Source organism: Acetatifactor aquisgranensis, from assembly GCF_943193215.1.
Lineage (GTDB): Bacteria > Bacillota > Clostridia > Lachnospirales > Lachnospiraceae > Acetatifactor > Acetatifactor aquisgranensis.
In genome coordinates this window covers 104,404-121,268 of the sequence record NZ_CALPDH010000004.1, presented here as the reverse complement: position 1 = coordinate 121,268, position 16,865 = coordinate 104,404, and the positions used below count along the sequence as shown (strand labels likewise).

The window sequence follows — 16,865 nt, the reverse complement described above, 5'->3', positions numbered from 1 at the left end:
ATACTGTTATCAGTGTTCGCAATAAGGAGGCCTTTGTCTGATTCTATGAAAAATATCCTGATCATCGACGATGATATGCATATCGGAAACATGTTGGAAGAAGCCCTGCGAAAGGAAAACTACGGCGTCAGGCGCGCCTACTCCGGCACGGAAGCTTTGCTGGTGCTGTCCGGGGAGAAGCCGGACCTGGTGCTGCTGGATTTGATGCTGCCCGGGCTTAGCGGCGAAGAGCTTCTGCCCAAAATAAAGGGGATTCCCATCATCGTGGTCAGCGCCAGAGCGGATATCAGCCACAAGGTGGAGCTGCTGCTGGGCGGCGCCGTGGATTATGTGACGAAGCCCTTTTCCATGAAAGAGCTCCTGGCCAGAATCGCCGTGCATCTGCGGGGTGCCGCGCCCGTGGTTTCCGAACTGGTCTATGACGATATCACCCTCAATACCGATACACATGTGGCAGCAGTCGGCGGCACAGAGGTAAAACTGACCCGGACGGAGTATGCCATTTTAAAGCTGCTCCTGCAGAACCCCTCCCAGGTCATCGCCAAATCGGTGATTTTGGAACGTATCAGCGAAGATACGCCGGACTGCACGGACAGTTCTCTGAAGATGCACATCAGCAATCTGCGCAGAAAGCTGCGGGAAGCCGGGGGGAAAGACTACATTGAGGCAGTCTGGGGCATCGGCTTCAAAATGCGGGCAAATTGAATCTTTACCCTTTCTTTACCGCTTCCTTTACCGCTTTCTTTACCGTTTGCGGTTAAAATGTCAGCATCAAGCAAAAGGAGGCTGCTTTATGGATTATGTTCTGAAAGCAAACGCTTTAACCAAAAATTACAAGCATTATAAAGCACTGGACGGGCTGTCCATGAATGTCCCCAGGGGAGCGATCTATGGCTTCGTGGGGAAAAACGGTGCGGGCAAGACCACGCTGATCCGGCTGATCTGCGGCCTGCAGGAGCCCACGTCCGGCGACTACACCCTGTACGGCAGGAAGAACACGGAAAGGGAAATCATGAACTCCCGCAGGAGGATGGGAGCCGTGGTGGAGACCCCCTCCATCTACCTGAACATGACGGCAGAGGATAATTTAAGACAGCAGTACCGCATTCTGGGGCTTCCCTCCTATGACGGTCTGGGGGAGATTCTGAAGCTGGTGGGGCTGGAAGATGCCGGGAAGAAGAAAGCCCGAAATTTCTCCTTAGGCATGCGCCAGAGGCTGGGGATCGCCATCGCCCTTGTGGGCTCGCCGGATTTTCTGGTGCTGGATGAACCCGTGAACGGGCTTGACCCCCAGGGAATCATCGAGATCCGGGAGCTGATACTGAAGCTGAACCGGGAAGAGCAGATTACGGTCCTGATCTCCAGCCATATCCTCGACGAGCTGTCCCGGCTGGCTACCCATTACGGCTTTATCGACAAGGGGCACATCGTCCGGGAGATCAGCGCCGGGGATCTGGAAGCCGCCTGCCGCAAATGCGTCCGCCTGGAAGTGACCAATGTGCAGGCCCTGTCCCGCGTGCTGGACGGGATGGGCGTGGAGTACAACATCCTTTCGGACAGGGCCGCGGACGTGTACGCAAAGGTCCATGTGTCCAGGCTGACCCTTGCCCTGGCAGAGGAAAGCTGCGAAGTCCTTTCCATGCAGGAGCGGAATGAGAGTCTGGAGAGCTATTATATCAGTCTGGTAGGAGGGAATGAGAATGGTTAAACTATTATCGGCGAATTTTCTGCGCCTGAAAAAGGATAAACTCTTCTGGGCAGCGGTCATCCTCATGGCTGCGCTGGGGGTATTTTTCCCCGTGAGAAAATATCTGGATACCTTACAGTCGCACTACATCGAGAACCTGGACAGCGGATTTTTCGCCTGGACCCTGTTCATCGGCGTCATCATGGCAGTGTTCTGCAGCTGCTTCATCGGTACGGAGTACAGCGATGGGACCATCCGGAACAAGATTGTGGCGGGGCAGAAGCGCGGGACGATTTATCTGGCAAATCTCATCGTCTCTTCCGCAGCGGGCATTGTCATTTGCGCCGCGTACCTTATCCCTTACCTCTGCGTGGGGATACCGCTGTTTGGATTCTTCGCGGCTGACGGGAAGCTGATTCTGCTGACGGTGGTCACGGCGCTGCTTCTGATGGTTGCTTTTTCCTCTCTGTTTACATTCATCGCCATGATATGCCAGAGCAAATCCGCCGCCAACATAATCTGCATATTGCTCGCCTTTGGCTTATTGATGACGGCGGCCATATTGAACCAGATGCTGGAGGCGCCGCCCACCCATATGGTCTATTTCCTGGACAAAGACGGCAACATGGCCTCCACGGAAGAAGCCAATCCCAAATATCTGGAGGGGACCAGGCGGGAAATCGTCCAGACTCTTTACGATATCCTCCCCGGCGGGCAGGCCATCCAATGCGCCATTATGACGGCTGTGCACCCTCTGAGGCTCCCCCTCTACTCCCTGGCGATCATTGTGCTGGCCACGGGCGGGGGATGTGTGCTGTTTCAGAAAAAAGATTTAAGATAAAGATTTGAGATAAGGAGTCTGTCATGGTTGTATGGTTATGGGCCTTAGTCGGTATCCTGACATTGATTGTCATCGCTGCGCTCACCAAAATCCACATTCTGAGAAAAGCCGCCAGGGAAATCGAAGAGGCCTTTGCCGACAGGCTCCAGACCTCCACCAATACCCCCATCGGTATTTCCTGCAACGACAGATATATGCGCAGCCTGGCCGCCGCGATCAATACCCAGCTTCGCAGGCTCCGCTCTGAACGTCACCGGTTCCAGCAGGGAGACACCGAGCTGAAGAATGCCGTCACGAATATCTCGCATGATATCAGGACTCCGCTGACTGCCATCTGCGGCTATCTGGACCTGCTGGAGCAGGTGGAGAAGCCGGATGATGTCGAGCGTTATCTCGACATCATCCGGAACCGCTCCGAAATGCTGACGCATCTCACGGAGGAGCTGTTCCGATATTCGGTGATTCTCTCCGGCGAAAAGGACCCGGGCAGAGAGCCCGTGGTCATCAACCATGTGCTGGAAGAGAGCATCGCGGCGTTCTATGCTGCCCTGCAGGAGCGGCATATCACCCCCGGCCTGCGGATACCTGAGGAAAGAATCGTCCGGATTCTTGACCGCTCCGCCTTATCCCGGGTATTTTCCAATCTCCTGAACAATGCGATCAATTACAGTGACGGTGATTTGGATATTATTCTCCGCAAAACCGGGGAAATCATCTTCGTCAACACTGCCGCGGGACTGGACGAGGTGCAGGTGGGCAGGCTGTTCAACCGCTTCTTCACCGTGGAGGCCGCCAGGAAATCCACAGGCCTTGGCCTGGCAATCACGAAAGCCCTCGTAGAGCAGATGGGCGGCACGGTTTCGGCGGAGTATGAGGGCAACAGGCTGAGCATCCGTATCGCCTTTCCCGGTGCCGGGGCCTGAACGCGCGGCGCATCAGCTTTTCTCTGCCCCTCTCTGTCATAACGGGCAAAATCTCATTGTACATCTTTCCTGCAATATTGCAGATAAGCCGCCGCGATGCCTGCCGCCCCGAAAGCCAGGCCTATGGCCGCCATCTTTCCGTCCAGCCGCCCCGCTTCTATGATATCCGCGCCCTCGGCATAGCCGAAAGGCGTGATGTATTTCAGGAATTCCGCCGCCTTGGTTATGTTCGCCACCAGGTTCGGGAAATACATCATGGCAAAGACCCCGGACCAAAATAAATTATGTTCTCTGGCTTTTCCTGACTTTTCCGGATCGGCCTCTTGAATCCTGCCCTGAGAAAGGATATAATACCAGCATTGACTCTAATGAATTTTAATACACAGGACGGAACCGGAACATGAACCATAATAGAAACATAATCACAGAATCCTCTCTTGGATTCTATGATAGAAATGCTTTCACAAACGGCCTGCGGGACGGCATCCCCATCGCCCTGGGTTATCTGGCGGTGGCCTTTTCCCTGGGCATCGTGGCCAGAAAGGCCGGGCTGACCCCTTTCCAGGGCTTTCTCTCCAGCATACTGAACCACGCCTCCGCCGGGGAATACGCGGAATTCACGGTCATCTCCGCAGGCGCGCCCTATCTGGAGATGGCTTTCGTCATCCTGATCACCAATATGCGCTACCTCCTCATGAGCTGCGCCCTGAGCCAGAAATTCGACTCCGCCGCCCGCTGCGGCCACCGCCTGCTGGTAGGCTTCGGCATCACGGACGAAATCTTCGGCATCAGCATCGGCAAGCCGGGCACGCTGAACCCCTTCTACACCTACGGGGCCATGACGATCGCCCTGCCAAGCTGGGCTTTTGGCACGGCCATGGGCGTGGTGGCGGGCAATGTCCTGCCGGTGTCCTTGGTCAGCGCATTGAGCGTAGCCCTGTACGGCATGTTCATCGCCATCATCATCCCTGCCGCAAAGGCCAGCCGGGTCGTGGGGGGCGTGGTCGCCGCAAGCTTCCTGGCCAGCTTCATCATGTCCAGGATCCCCTTATTCGACAGGCTCTCCGACAGCATGAAGATCAGCCTGCTCACTGTGCTGATCGCGGGGGCGGCGGCCCTCCTCTTTCCCATAAAGGAAAAGGACGGGGCAGGGGACAGGACAGACGAGAGGCAGGAAGGGGAGGTGAAGGGACATGACGCATAACATTTATCTGTACATACTGGTAGCCGCGGCGGTGTCCGGCCTGATCCGCATCCTGCCGCTGACCCTGATCCGCAGGAAGATCAGGAATCCGTTCATACGTTCCTTTTTATACTATGTGCCGTATGTGACATTGGCGGTGATGACCTTTCCCGCCATCCTCGCCGCGCCCCAGGCGCCCCTGGCCGGGATCCTGGCGCTGGCCGTCGGCGTCATCGCCGCCTGGAAGGGCATGAAGATGATCGGAATCGCCGTGCTGTGCTGCGGGGTGGTGTTCCTGTGCGAGACATTCATGACATTTTTTGCATGACATTTTTCACGCATACTTATTCACATACATATTCTTTCGAAAAAGATTGGCATACAGCCCACACACCGCCTTGGCGGCGTCCTCCGTTTGGGCCTGCGCATTATAAGAGGCTGAAAGCACTGCTTTTCAGCCTCTTTTTCCCCTCATATTTTATATTCCCAGTTTCCTGCAAAGCTCCACGGCAGCGCCTCTGGTGATTCCCTGCCCCAGCTCTGCACTGCCATCACAAGGAATCAACCCCAGCCTGCAGGCGGCCTGTATATAGGGCAGCGCAGCCTCCCTGCATCTCCCGTCATAGGCGCGGCCGCGCTCCCACATCTCTTTTTCGGTCCTGGGTTCCGAAATGTCTGTCTGTATCCGACAGCTTTCCCCGTCACATGTTTTCCCGATACTCCCATTCTCAGGAATCGCCTTCCGGCTCCTGTATCCGTTCACCGCAAAGACCAGGAACTCCTCCAGCGTGACAGGCTGCAATGGCCGGAACCTCCCGTCCTCGACCAGTCCCATGTCGATTATCCCGTTCTGGTAAGCGCACTCCACCGTTCCCGCATACCACTCATGCCCCACTACATCGGTAAACATGTCATTGTAGACATTGGTGGGGAAAAAACCGGCCGTCCTGATTACCAGCTCCAGGGCAGATACCCTGTCCAAGGGCTCCGACAAGTCTCTTCCATCGGAAAGAATGGGCAACTCTTTCGCTTCGGGCGTCTCCCCGCACTCCGCCGGTCTCGTCAGCGGCACAATGCGCTCCCCAGGCCGCCATGCCCCGAAGCCATCCGTCACGCAGTCCGCCAAAAAACGATATTCCGCTTCTTTCCGCCTGCCGCAAACCTCCCGAATCTCCTGCGCAACCAGCCCTGCCATGAAATACCCGCCGTAGTCATTGCTGTGGGTATAGTCTCCCGGGAAAAAGCAGGCTTTGGAAGCCTCCAGCCCCATCTCCCTGATAAAGTCCATACTCCTTTTATGAAGGTCAAGGACGGGCACATCCTCCTGATGCCCGATAGAGACGCAGACTGCCGCATATTCCTCCAGCAGGTCATTATAGCTTCCATCGCTGCCCTTCCAGGTATTTCTGGCAAGCGGCGTCACCAGCACCGGAAAAGCGCCCCTTTCCCTACACTCCCGGATATAACGGACCAGGTTCCTCCGGTAGCCCTCCTCCGCCTTCAGGGACTCCAGCTTCTGATCGTTGTGCCCGAACTGGCAGAAATAATAGTCTCCGGGCCTGATGTATCTCTCCACGATTCCGTAATGCCCCTCTTCCCGGAAGCTCTGGGTAGTGAGCCCTGAATGGGCGTGGTTGGAAACGGCGATATTTCCCTCCAAATACGCGGATATCATCTGTCCCCAGCCGGAGTAGCTACTTCCCGGCGCATAAGGATAGTCCGCGCTCTGATCCGTCACTGTGGAGTCCCCCGCAATGAACACCGTCGGGCATTCCGCCTCCTCCACTGCAATCGCACTGATTACAGGCCTGTCAGCGACAACGGTGATGTCCAGCGTCCTGTCCTCGTAGACCTCTGTATGCCCCCTTGGCACGATGTCGCAGACATTGGCCATCATAGTGCAGGAAAACCCTTTCCCTATGTCTGTCCCGTCTTCCCGGCCATATTCTGTCCCCTGCGCATGGAGGCCGCCCTCCGGCCCGGATTCATTCGAAGAGCCCTCCCCGGGCACATCCCCCCGGTATCCCAGATGCCTGCGCCCCGTGAAGATCAACACATCCCTCATGGGCCGCTTTGAACGAATCTCCACAGTCACCTTATAATTCCCCTGACAGGGCACATCCAGTTTAAAGGAAAGAGGAATCCGCCGATGCTCTCCCTCAAAGGGCGCCCCCGCCCCCTTCTCCAGACGGGCAATCCCCCAATCGGAATCCAGAAAACAGCCGAACCGATCCTCCTCCACAAGTGTCAGCTCCTGATTCTGATACCAGCAGGCCGCATCGAAAGCGGAGTTCAGCTCCGGTACCCTCAGGCGCTCCTGCTCCCCGCGGTTCTTCTCTGTGACGAAGCCGTATCCCCGGCCCGACTCATAGAGATTCCCAGCCCGGACACGGATTATGTCGGCGTCCTTCGGCTCTGTTCCGTTGCAGCCCCTCAATCCGGCTCCGCTTTCCGCCCCTGTTTCAGATGGAACCTTCCCGAAAACAAATCGTCTATAGAACATCCTACAGCGCACCATCCTTCTCTATGGTATCGGACACCAGCAAAGTGGAAAGGAATGCCAGCATAAGCCCCTGCCCCCAGCCCTGGATCCAGTCCCTGGAGATCCTCTTGTAACCTTCCTTATCCCGCATCACCGCCGTCCCAGCCGACACGTTCATCACCTTGCCCTCTTTGCTGACATTGGCCAGGAACCCTTTGATGGACTTGTTGATGTACTTGGAATGCAGCGGGTTGCCCCGAAGGAGCATGGCTGCGGCGATTCCCGCGGAGGCGGAGATCTCCTCATAGGAATCCGCATCGTCCAGCACCGTCCGCCACAGCCCGTCCTGGGTCTGCACGGTCTTCAGCGCCGCCAGCTGCTCGTTCAGGGAGCCCGCCACGTCCATGTACTTGGGATACAGGTAGCACTCCGGCAGCACCCCGCCCACCTGGGCCATGGTGAAAGCCGCCCAGGCGTTGGCCCGTCCCCAGTAAATCCCGGACATATGGCCTCCCGCGATATTGTCATATCCATGATAATAAAAGCCGCTGTCCGAATCCTGCAGGTATTTGATATGCCAGTAATACTGGTTCAGCGCATCGCCAATCATATCCTCATCCTTATTCATGACGCCCACCCGCAGCATCAGAAACGCCGCCATGAAGAGGGTGTCGCACCATGCCTGCTCCGGGAAGTCGTTGGCCGCGGACACAGTGTGCTGCAGCACATGGTCCCCGAACCGGAGCGCGTCTCTTGTCAGGTAAGCCATCTTGCTCATGAGGATATCGTAGTATTTCTGCTCCTTCGTGGCATTGTACAGCGTAATCAGGCAGTGCCCCATGGCGCAGGCGTTCACCGTCCATACCTTTGGCAGCCCCAGGTCAATCAGCTCGTCCACCCTGTCCCGCAAAAGGGTCAGATACTCCTCCTTCCCGGTCTTCTCATAGGCCTCGCTGATGCCGTAATAGGCCACCCCGCAGGGCCAGTCCCATGTCAGGTCCATGTTCATGGTCTTCCTCACGATTCTGTCGATCGTCTCTTCAATCTGTTCCTTGTCATATTCCAAACGAAGCATATTGTCTCCTTTCCGCTGCCCTCATGGCAGATGCTGTTCCGTTAAGCCCTCCGCTGCCTTGGGGCTTCATGCCGGCAGAAGGCTGACCGTAGCGCCGCCTTTCACCTCCACAATCGCCCTGTCATCTATCTGCAGCCATACGCTGGCAGCGCCGGGATTGTACACCATCCCATTGTCCCCCGAGAACTTCAGGCGGCCTGCCGCTTCCATATAGTCGATAATCTCTATGTTCGTGGCATACCAGATGTCTTTCCTGCCTCCCATGTAGCTGCAGAACTCCTCCATCACGCCCCAGTTGTCCCTGTCGTCGAACTCATAGCTGTGCCCCCACACATACATCAGCTTCAGGTACTGGCGCTTTCCGAACGCCGCGAAAAACGCCGCCTTCTCCATCAGCTCCGGGTCATTGTGGTGGCAGGTGGGATGCCATTCCATGGGGTCTTTTGGCAGCTCGTAATCCGCTCTCGCCTCCACTACCCTGCCATAGGCAATCCCAAGCTGGCGGAACAGCTCCTTAATCTCCGGACTGTAGGAGCCGTTGGGATAGGCATGCCCCCGCACCAGCCCGCCTGTCAGACCCTCCAGCCCTTTCCTGTCCTCCAGAATCTCATATGCCACCTCCACCAGAGGGCAGCGGGCTATGGTGGGATGGGTCAGGCAATGGGTGGCCACCTCATGGCCCTGGTAGAGCTCCCTGACCCTCTCCCTGGCAATGCGGTTCCCATCCTTTTCCATCAGGCCGTAATTCAGGTTGAATGTCCCCTTGATTCCGTTTCTGTTAAAGATATCCACCAGGCGCTCATCCTGCAGCCTGCCGTCATCATAGCTCATAGTGAGCGCCTTCGTCTTTCCTTCCGGAAAGCATGTATAGACCTTCATAATATCATCCATCCTTTCTGGCGGGGCATGGCTTATGCCCTGCGGAAATGCTCCTCTCCATCCACTGTCAGCTCCCCGGCCTCTCTCAGGGTAGCCGGAATCCAGTCCCGGATAAGCTCCAGCGCCATGATGGCGTTCAGGCAAAACTGCGCCACGAAATTGGTGGAGACCCAGGGAATCTCCCGCAGAGCCTCCCGGTTGCCCTGATTCGGAATCCATCTCTGATCAAAGCCCTCACGGCTTTCCCCATTGATGATCGTGCTCAGCAGCTCCTTCCAGACCCGCCTGGCCAGCTCGCCGTCCTTTCGGTAAGCGGCGGCATAGGCGCCGATCCCCGCCGCCATGAAAGGAAAGGTGAATTCCCTGCTGCCGGTGAGCCCTTCCGTGGCCCTGTCCCTCTCTTCCTCTGTCATGAAATAAATGCTGCCCAGCTCGGCGAGCATCTCCTTCCAGTCCTCATCGCCCATCAAATCCCCCAGCTCCGTCCATATCTGAGGAGCGCCCATGCAAATCTGCAGGTGGCATCCTCCCGTGGTCCGCTCTCCGATATAGCGCAGATGGCAGGTGGCGGGGTCGAACTCAAAATCGGGGCCGGAGGCCAGCCTTAAGGGCGCTTTCCTGATGTCCTCGATTCCCGTCCGAATCTTGTCCAGATATCGTTCATCGTGGAACCTCTCCCATCTGGTCATCCAGTTGGAGCAAAGGGCCGACCAGTCCGGGCCGCTGCGGGCATGGCTGGGATAGACCATGTCCTTTTTATCAAAGAAGTCCCCCAGGGGATCCTTGTTCAGGAAGCTCATCTCATTGTCCTTCAGCTCCTCGAAGATGTCCTCCAGCCTCCTGTCCCCGGTCAGATAGTACAGGACCCTGTGATGCCCCGCCATGGCAATCCGCGCCTCCTTGCAGGGGCACCCCCAATGGCGCACATTATGCCGGGAGCCCAGTCCCTTATATCTGCCCATGTGGTAGACGTCCACCTCGCTGGCATGGCGGGACAGCTTCTCCGCCACCCTGTACACATCCCCCCTGCCGGTGCGCAGAAAGTACAGCCACAGCCACAGAGTGGGCACCAGCTCCGTATTGTCCCACGCATAGCCGCCCATATCGTATTTCCACTGGTGGCGCACCGAATCGTAGGTATGCATCACATCGCCGTAGTTGAACATGCCGTACCAGCCGCGCTGCTCGATCTCCCCCTTGTAAAAGTCGAAAACCTGCTCCATCTGGCTCTCCAGCCAGCGCTCCGTCTCCGCAGCACCCTCCCCGGCGGGCAGCGACCAGTAGCCGAACGCCCTCATCTCATGATAGAACTCCGGTGTCCCCACGTAGACGGCAGGATGGTTCACGGACTGTGCGAAGGCCTCCACCTCCCCGTCCTCTGGAATCATCGCATCCGAAAACGCCACACTGCACTCGTTCGTACAGGCGATTCCGTCTGGCATCGCCCCCTTGTAATCGTATCCCTCGTAGCAGACCTGATTGTACCCTCTGTCCGCATAATGCCGGAAATCCATGGCCGCCGCGTCCGGGGACCAGAACCACAGGGTGCATTCCGCGTTTTCTCCGTCCAGCCCCCTGCAGGTGATGCCGGAGGGATATTTTTCCCAGAAATCCCTGACCGCCGCTTTCACGCTGCCGTGTTCGGAGCCGAAGGCCGCCGCGCCCGCCGCCCGCTGTCCGTGCAGGGATTCGATATAGCACAGGTTCTCCCCCTTCTGCTTCTTCTTGATGCCAAAGTGGCTGGCGCTGTCCTGGTACAGCGCGTACTCGCTCCAGACTGGCGCATCCTTCAGCACCTTGTCCGCCATCTGGCGCGCCTCGCCGGAAAGCAGCATCTTCTCTCCCGCCATCTGTCTCTGATAGAGGGCAATCGGCATTTTGGGCCGCCATGCCGTCAGCGGCACCAGTGCTTCATGGAACACGCCGTAGTCCTCCGCGAATTTCACATGGCGGTTATACAGCTCCCCGGCCATGGGCGACAGGAAGCGGATTCCCATCCCCTTCAGGAAATCCTTGTCCTCGTCTCCATCATACAGGAAGGTATGGGTGAATTTTATGACAGCACTGTCATGTCCCACCTCCATCCTGATTATAAACGGCAATCTCTCTTCGCGCAAGGAGGAGCGGTGGATTCCGTCATAGCGTATCACTGTCCTCAGGCTCCCTGTCTCCTCCACGGCCACATTCGTGATATGGCTTATATAGCTTTTCTCCACTTTGGCGGGGTTTCCCTGGAGCATGACCGGCTCCTCCAGGATTAATACGGGCTCAGCGTCCCGCAGATAGCTCCTGCCGTCCTTCGCCGCAGACTCGAACAGATGCCTCCCGTCCTTCCTGACAGTCACCGTGACCGCCCCCGCGCGGAGCAGGATCTCCTCTTCCGTCTCCACGCATTCCATACCGCCGACGCTCCCCGGCTTTCCCGGCAGCACTTCGATGTCCTGCCCCAGCCGCGCCGCGTCCGCCGTGTGGGCCGTCCACTTTACGGAGCCGTCCGGCCAGTAGGCCGTGACCCTGGACTGCAGCGGGATTTCCTCCCGCCCCGTGCCGTCTGCCGCCTGCCGCCTGCACAGATATTCCGTCTCCTTTGTACACTCTCCCTGTCTCCACATACAGCCGAAGGTCGTATAGCCCTCCGCCCTGGTTCCCTCCAATAAATGCAACTTCATTTCCTTCCTCCCTTCCTGAAACCGGAACTGGGTTCCTAAAAATCGATTTCCTTTGTGCGGGAGCCCCGCGCCTTGCCTGATGCATAGATGTCCCCGTGAGGACCGTCCTCCTCGCAGAGGACATGGAGACCGGCTATCTGTACAACGGCCTCCAGTGGTTTAAAGACCCGGTGCCACCCCTCGGCGCTCTCCCTCCACACGTATTTGTCCACGCACCCATAGGCGGAGAACACCTTCAGCCGGATCGCATCCCCCGTCCTTACCCTGTCGAAAGCTATCTTCTGGGAACGGCAGGTATTTTGGAGCGTCCCCTGGGCCGCGGATTCCCATCCGGCCTCTTCCCCATGTCTTATCTCTATCGCGTAGTCCCTGACGAACCCCTCATGGCCTCTGTCCCGCTGCTCCGGCACATAGAGAATCCCCCTCATGGCAATCGGCCTGCACAGCAGGATGGTGATTTCAATGGGAAACCCTTCCGCCTCCGCCCGGACAGAGGAATTCGGATCCGCTGTCACAAGGCTGCCGCCGTTTCTGACCTGGCTGCAGCTATACAGGATCTTTTCCGTCAGCTCCCCCATCCGCAGCATCGGGAAGAGCTTTGCCTCAATAGACTGCGCCCGGGCTTCCACGGACGGCGCGAAATCCTCCGAGGAGGCATACCGCAGGATGGCCTGCTTCAGGCAGTAGGCCCCGGGGCGCTCCTCGAAGCTTCCCTCCAGATTTGCGGAGACCAGCAAAAGGCTCCCTCCCAGGACCTTTGCCTCGAACAGCAGGCTCTGCAGCAGGTTCCTGTTCCAGTCATCGATGGGCTGTACGATCGGCTCCACCTGCTCCAGGCCCTCCATCCAGAACCCCCTGGCCTGTTCCAGGATATCCTCCCATTGCCAGCCTCCCGAGCGCCCCGTGGGAAAATGCCGGAAGACCGGATGGCCCTCCCGCACCACAATCCCCATGGTACGCCGCCAGGAAGGCCCCATCTGCCCGTTCCAGTCCACGCTTCTGGCGGACAGCGCCGGGCACTCATAGCCCAGATCCGACAGATAGGGCGAGAATACCACCCTTCCGCCCGCCTCCAGGGTTCTTCTGGCCTCCGCCCAGTCTCTTGTATACAAGACCCCGCCGGACTGCGCATCCTGCCCACAGTCCAGGAATACGTACATGCTCCAGCGGTTGCGGCTCATGACGGCCCTCTGCCCCGATGTGTCATATGTATCCTGGGAATCCAGCAATTCCAGCATAAGCTCCAGCTCTCTGCTCTCTGTCAGTCCGGCTTCCCGGGTGATTTCCCTGAAATCGATTATAATATCACCGATTTCCGTATTGCATCCGCAGGGGATTTCCTCTGCCCGCAATTCCCCTGTCCGCCAGAGGGCATCGCCGCACCGCAGCGTCCACACCACAATGGGTTCTTTGACAGCTTCTTTCCCATAATGGCAGACCTCCACCGGAATCACGGCCCTGTCTGTGCTCCTCCATATATAGCTGCTACATCTAGCCAGCAGCACCGTGTCCCCGCAGAATTCCCGGAACGCCTCCGGGCTGCCATACCCCTTGCTCTCCCAGAAAGAATCCAGTATCCCCACCAAAGCCGTCCCCTGCCCCAGGTAGTCATGGAGATCCAGGAGTTCGAAGCCCTGTATCTGCGGCGTCCTGCAATTCGCCTCCAGCTCCTCCTTGTAGAGCCGGAGCTGGTTCTCCCCGGAGCACCTCACGAAATCCTCCGCATAGGGCAGGATGCCGTTGGCCCGGGCATTCTCCTGGAACACCCTGTAATTCCCCGGCTGCAGGTAGCCCTTGAACTTGCGGATGACGCCATAATCGGGATAAGCGCAGATCTGCCCCAGCTCATGGCAGATGACCGGCTTCTTTACGCCCTCCAGGGACGGGCTGTAATTTCCGCCCCGCCAGCCCAGGGGATTGCGAATCGTGCCGCCCAGGTAGGGGCCGTATCCGGAGCGGTGGAAATAGATGAAATCCGTGCCCTGAATCCCGGCCGGGGGTACGTCATAGAACCAGCCGGACTGGGCGGTGTAGAGCCTCCTGCCCCCATATCCTAAGGTTTCGTCATATTCCCTGGCCTCCCGAACCCATCTGCGCAGCGCCTTATACCACGCACCGCCGGGTTCATTGCTGGGCGAGAAGAACACAAAGGAGGGATGATGCCCGAAGCTGTCCAGGATGCGCCTGGTCTCTGCCATCAGCACCTCATACATCTCCATCTCCTGGGAACTGTCCCCGAAGCGGTTCCACATGCCGCATTCCACCAGCAGACATACTCCTGCCTCATCCGCCGCGGCGAAAGCCGCCTCGGGAGGGCAATAGGAGTGGAAGCGGATGCCGTTCAGTCCCCAGGCCTGGATTGTCCCCATGAGCTTTCGCCACCAGGCCATCCCCGTCTCGGGATGGCCGGTCAGCGGATAATCCCCCCCAAAGTGGGTAGCGCGAAAATAGAACGGTTTTCCGTCTATCAGAATCTGGTTTCCGGATGCCTCCACGGTTCTGGGATGGGCGGCTGCATAGGTGCTCTTCGCCGCCTCCCGCTCCCTGTACTCCTTCTCTGTCATCAGGGCTATCTCGCCCACCATGCCGTTCCATGTCCCTCCCAGGGCATCCGACACCCCATGGGCGTCCGGACGGTAAGGGTAAATCATGGAATTGTCCATGGCCACCCGGATGGTATGCTTGCCGCAGGACAGCACGCCCAGCCTGACATGATGGGGGCCGCAGAGCGTACAGTCCTCCCCGCGGCAGACTCCGTCTATCCATACCCGGCTGCGCCATCTTGCCACCTCTATGTAGAAATACCACTCCTGGCCGTCAACGGGAATCTGGAAATCCCTCTCATAGACAGCCTCCCCCAGAAAGTGCCTGGGCGGCTGGGACAGGAAGGGCACGTTCACGCCCTCCTCCTGGGCATAGCGGTATTCCTCCTGCTGGTACCAGAACGTATCATGTAGGCTGCTGACCCAGGGCGTCTGCCTGGTGATGGGGTCTCCGTATCCGGCTGCCTGCAGGATGCCCGGCAGCTGGATTTGCCCTGTCTGCGCGCCTTCCTCCGCCTCCAGGGAAATATTCCATTTTCCAGATAAATCTATATGCATATCCGTTTGCTCCTCTTGTGGTCCTGTGCGGTCTCCGGCTTGCCGTCTGTCCAGTGGCCGGAAGATGGCAGAAAGGGACACCGATGCCTTTTACGGCATCGATGCCCTTCCCCTCCTATCGTCCGCGGCGAAGTCACTGGCCCGCGGACGAACCGCCCAGGCACTTGCCAGATAAATTATTGATTCAGAATTACTGGTTAAGAATTATTGGTTCGCCGAGGCGAATTACTGATTCGCCTTGTATTGCTCGTTCACTTCCGCAATGACGGTATCATAGCCGTTATCGCGGATGCGCTGAAGCTCAGCCTCGAAGGCTGCCTTGTCGATAGCGCCGCAGATATACTGAGTCCTTGCCGCGGTAGCCGCCTCGTCCAGGGAAGCGCCCTCACTGGCGTATGTGGGAGAATTCACCAGATAGGGCATGGCAGGATTCATCACCGCATAGGGAAGCGCTGCCTCATAAGCCTCGTTCTGTGCCTGATCATACTTGTCAATCTGACGCTCAACTCTTGCGGTAGTTTCCTCTGTGGTAGGCAGGAAAGGAATCATCTGGTTCAGTCCCAGATAGTTTTGAGCCAGAGCCTTGCCCTCCTCGGTATTGTCAGTATCTACCAGCAGGCCGTCCACTATGTCATAGTTGACGCCTTCCAAACCATACTGGGTCAAAACCAGCATCTCGGGATCGTTGAGCTTATCCAGCAAGGTCAACGCGGCTTCGATTTTCTCCGGTGTGTCCAGAGTGGTGGCAGACAGTGTAAAGTATCCGGCATAGCCTGCGGTCGCAAGCGTGTGTCCGTTTACCGCGCCGTGCAGTGTCATATGAGCGGCTTCCTCCGGGTTCACGACAGAGGGCGTAAATGTGGCTTCATCCTCAAAATACTTCCAGATACGCTTTCCGGAATCCAGCACGTCGATGAATACGCCATTCTCGCCCTTCTTACATCCGTCGGACCATCCATCGGTAGGGCGGGTGTGCCAGTCGGCAGGCATCAGGCCCTCGTCGTACAGGCTCTTGATGTAATCAACGGCTTCCATGTACTCGGGCTGCATCCATACGGGAACCAGCTGTCCGTCAACCTCTGCCCATCCGTTGCCGCAGCCGAACCAGGTCTGGATAATGTCAAAAGGCCCTGTATGCTTGGTCATCTCCATGCCGATGGTGTCATCCACGCCGTTTCCGTCGGGATCGCCGTAGGTAAATGCCTTCAGCATCTCCTTCACCGCTTCCGGCGTGTTGGGCTCGGTCAGGTTGTACTCGTCCTTCAGCTTCTCAAACCAGTCAGTACGGTAGCTCAGACCATTACGGCCTACTACACGGGTTCTGGGAATGGCAATCAGCTTGCCGTCTACAGTGAGGTTAGCCGCCACTTCCTTGGACATACCGGACAGGTTGGGATACTTTGCGCTGTCCCATACATATTCATTCAGATCCACGAATGCCCCCTGCTTTGCCGCCTCTACCACATTGGCCGTGACAGTACCGCCCCAGGTAATAATATGAGGCATGGTGCCGGGATTCGTCAGGTACAGTGCATTCTTGTCCGCCAGAGCGTCGTTGGCCACCCAGGTCAGCTCCACGTTTACATTGGCGTAGTCCTTAATCTGATTCAGAATCTGCTCAGCGTACTCACCTACGTTGTTGCTGCCAGCGTTCACATCGATAACACTGAAGGTGATGGTCTGCCGCTCACCGGAAGGCTGCTCCTCCTGGGAGGACTCGGAAGACTCGCTGTCCTGCTGGCTCTCCTCACTTGACGCGGAGCTATCCTCCGCCGTGGACTGGCTGCTCTCATTGCCGGCGCTGCTGCCGCTTCCCTCATTGCTTCCGCTGCCGTTCCCACAGGCCGCCAGACTTAAGGTCATGGCGGAGGCAAGCGCAAGTGCAAATACCTTGTTCAAACTCTTTTTCTTCATTTTCTCCTCCTTATTGAATGAAATGGTTGATTTATGATTGCGGCAGCGGCCTCCCGCCGTCGGAACCAGCTATTAAATTGCCCAAAACTGTCCAATTGCCCGAACCTGGAA

Annotated in this window: 13 protein-coding genes; 6 read left to right on the top strand and 7 right to left on the bottom strand. The window is 57.5% G+C overall.

The features are described 5' to 3' along the window. The first annotated feature begins 45 nt into the window (after nucleotides 1–45). From NFS35_RS04965 to NFS35_RS04950, 4 genes are all read left to right on the top strand, one after another. Nucleotides 46–705, top strand: a complete 660-nt coding sequence (locus NFS35_RS04965) for a response regulator transcription factor (protein ID WP_251206157.1) — start codon at nucleotides 46–48, stop codon at nucleotides 703–705. A gap of 88 nt (nucleotides 706–793) precedes the next feature. Next, entirely contained in the window at nucleotides 794–1,708 is a 915-nt protein-coding gene (locus NFS35_RS04960) for an ATP-binding cassette domain-containing protein (protein ID WP_251206040.1), read from the top strand. Then, on the top strand, nucleotides 1,701–2,528 hold the full coding sequence (locus NFS35_RS04955; RefSeq protein WP_251206039.1) for an ABC transporter permease subunit: 828 nt from the start codon (nucleotides 1,701–1,703) through the stop codon (nucleotides 2,526–2,528). The genes NFS35_RS04960 and NFS35_RS04955 overlap by 8 nt, the downstream gene beginning before the upstream one ends. A 23-nt stretch (nucleotides 2,529–2,551) precedes the next feature. After that, on the top strand, nucleotides 2,552–3,451 hold the full coding sequence (locus tag NFS35_RS04950; RefSeq protein WP_251206038.1) for a sensor histidine kinase: 900 nt from the start codon (nucleotides 2,552–2,554) through the stop codon (nucleotides 3,449–3,451). 53 nt (nucleotides 3,452–3,504) lie between these two features. Here NFS35_RS04950 and NFS35_RS04945 read toward each other — a convergent pair whose 3' ends face one another. Further along, nucleotides 3,505–3,708 carry a hypothetical protein gene (locus NFS35_RS04945; RefSeq protein ID WP_251206037.1) on the bottom strand — a complete coding sequence of 68 codons (204 nt, stop codon included), beginning with the start codon at nucleotides 3,706–3,708 and terminating at the stop codon, nucleotides 3,505–3,507. 143 nt (nucleotides 3,709–3,851) lie between these two features. Between NFS35_RS04945 and NFS35_RS04940 the strand changes: the two genes are divergently transcribed. Continuing rightward, the gene (locus NFS35_RS04940) at nucleotides 3,852–4,655 is read left to right on the top strand and encodes an AzlC family ABC transporter permease (RefSeq protein ID WP_251206036.1); all 804 of its coding nucleotides are present in this window, start codon (nucleotides 3,852–3,854) and stop codon (nucleotides 4,653–4,655) included. Further along, the gene (locus tag NFS35_RS04935) at nucleotides 4,645–4,962 is read left to right on the top strand and encodes an AzlD domain-containing protein (protein WP_251206035.1); all 318 of its coding nucleotides are present in this window, start codon (nucleotides 4,645–4,647) and stop codon (nucleotides 4,960–4,962) included. The genes NFS35_RS04940 and NFS35_RS04935 overlap by 11 nt, the downstream gene beginning before the upstream one ends. 150 nt (nucleotides 4,963–5,112) lie before the next feature. On the opposite strand, the gene NFS35_RS04930 is transcribed toward NFS35_RS04935, so the two are convergent. The 6 genes from NFS35_RS04930 to NFS35_RS04905 all read right to left on the bottom strand — a co-directional run bounded on the left by NFS35_RS04930 (nucleotide 5,113) and on the right by NFS35_RS04905 (nucleotide 16,754). Beyond that, a complete protein-coding gene (locus NFS35_RS04930) occupies nucleotides 5,113–7,137 on the bottom strand; it encodes a GDSL-type esterase/lipase family protein (RefSeq protein ID WP_251206034.1) in 2,025 nt (674 codons plus the stop codon). Nucleotide 7,138: 1 nt separating this feature from the next. Continuing rightward, nucleotides 7,139–8,191, bottom strand: coding sequence for a glycoside hydrolase family 88 protein (locus tag NFS35_RS04925; protein ID WP_251206033.1), 1,053 nt, complete (start codon nucleotides 8,189–8,191; stop codon nucleotides 7,139–7,141). 66 nt (nucleotides 8,192–8,257) lie between these two features. Then, on the bottom strand, nucleotides 8,258–9,070 hold the full coding sequence (locus NFS35_RS04920) for a polysaccharide deacetylase family protein (protein WP_251206032.1): 813 nt from the start codon (nucleotides 9,068–9,070) through the stop codon (nucleotides 8,258–8,260). A 32-nt stretch (nucleotides 9,071–9,102) separates the two neighbouring features. Next, complete coding sequence (locus NFS35_RS04915; protein ID WP_251206031.1) at nucleotides 9,103–11,739, bottom strand: exo-rhamnogalacturonan lyase family protein; 2,637 nt, start codon at nucleotides 11,737–11,739, stop codon at nucleotides 9,103–9,105. Nucleotides 11,740–11,774: 35 nt separating this feature from the next. Further along, the gene (locus NFS35_RS04910) at nucleotides 11,775–14,840 is read right to left on the bottom strand and encodes a glycoside hydrolase family 2 TIM barrel-domain containing protein (protein ID WP_251206030.1); all 3,066 of its coding nucleotides are present in this window, start codon (nucleotides 14,838–14,840) and stop codon (nucleotides 11,775–11,777) included. Nucleotides 14,841–15,065: 225 nt separating this feature from the next. Next, entirely contained in the window at nucleotides 15,066–16,754 is a 1,689-nt protein-coding gene (locus tag NFS35_RS04905) for a type 2 periplasmic-binding domain-containing protein (protein ID WP_251206029.1), read from the bottom strand. Nucleotides 16,755–16,865 lie beyond the last annotated feature (111 nt).

Excerpts from the sequence above, each read along its gene's own strand:
- NFS35_RS04965 (WP_251206157.1), top strand. The coding sequence starts at position 46 with ATGAAAAATATCCTGATCATCGACGATGATATGCATATCGGAAACATG.
- NFS35_RS04960 (WP_251206040.1), top strand. The coding sequence starts at position 794 with ATGGATTATGTTCTGAAAGCAAACGCTTTAACCAAAAATTACAAGCAT.
- NFS35_RS04955 (WP_251206039.1), top strand. The coding sequence starts at position 1,701 with ATGGTTAAACTATTATCGGCGAATTTTCTGCGCCTGAAAAAGGATAAA.
- NFS35_RS04950 (WP_251206038.1), top strand. The coding sequence starts at position 2,552 with ATGGTTGTATGGTTATGGGCCTTAGTCGGTATCCTGACATTGATTGTC.
- NFS35_RS04945 (WP_251206037.1), bottom strand. The coding sequence starts at position 3,708 with ATGATGTATTTCCCGAACCTGGTGGCGAACATAACCAAGGCGGCGGAA.
- NFS35_RS04940 (WP_251206036.1), top strand. The coding sequence starts at position 3,852 with ATGAACCATAATAGAAACATAATCACAGAATCCTCTCTTGGATTCTAT.
- NFS35_RS04935 (WP_251206035.1), top strand. The coding sequence starts at position 4,645 with ATGACGCATAACATTTATCTGTACATACTGGTAGCCGCGGCGGTGTCC.
- NFS35_RS04930 (WP_251206034.1), bottom strand. The coding sequence starts at position 7,137 with ATGTTCTATAGACGATTTGTTTTCGGGAAGGTTCCATCTGAAACAGGG.
- NFS35_RS04925 (WP_251206033.1), bottom strand. The coding sequence starts at position 8,191 with ATGCTTCGTTTGGAATATGACAAGGAACAGATTGAAGAGACGATCGAC.
- NFS35_RS04920 (WP_251206032.1), bottom strand. The coding sequence starts at position 9,070 with ATGAAGGTCTATACATGCTTTCCGGAAGGAAAGACGAAGGCGCTCACT.
- NFS35_RS04915 (WP_251206031.1), bottom strand. The coding sequence starts at position 11,739 with ATGAAGTTGCATTTATTGGAGGGAACCAGGGCGGAGGGCTATACGACC.
- NFS35_RS04910 (WP_251206030.1), bottom strand. The coding sequence starts at position 14,840 with ATGCATATAGATTTATCTGGAAAATGGAATATTTCCCTGGAGGCGGAG.
- NFS35_RS04905 (WP_251206029.1), bottom strand. The coding sequence starts at position 16,754 with ATGAAGAAAAAGAGTTTGAACAAGGTATTTGCACTTGCGCTTGCCTCC.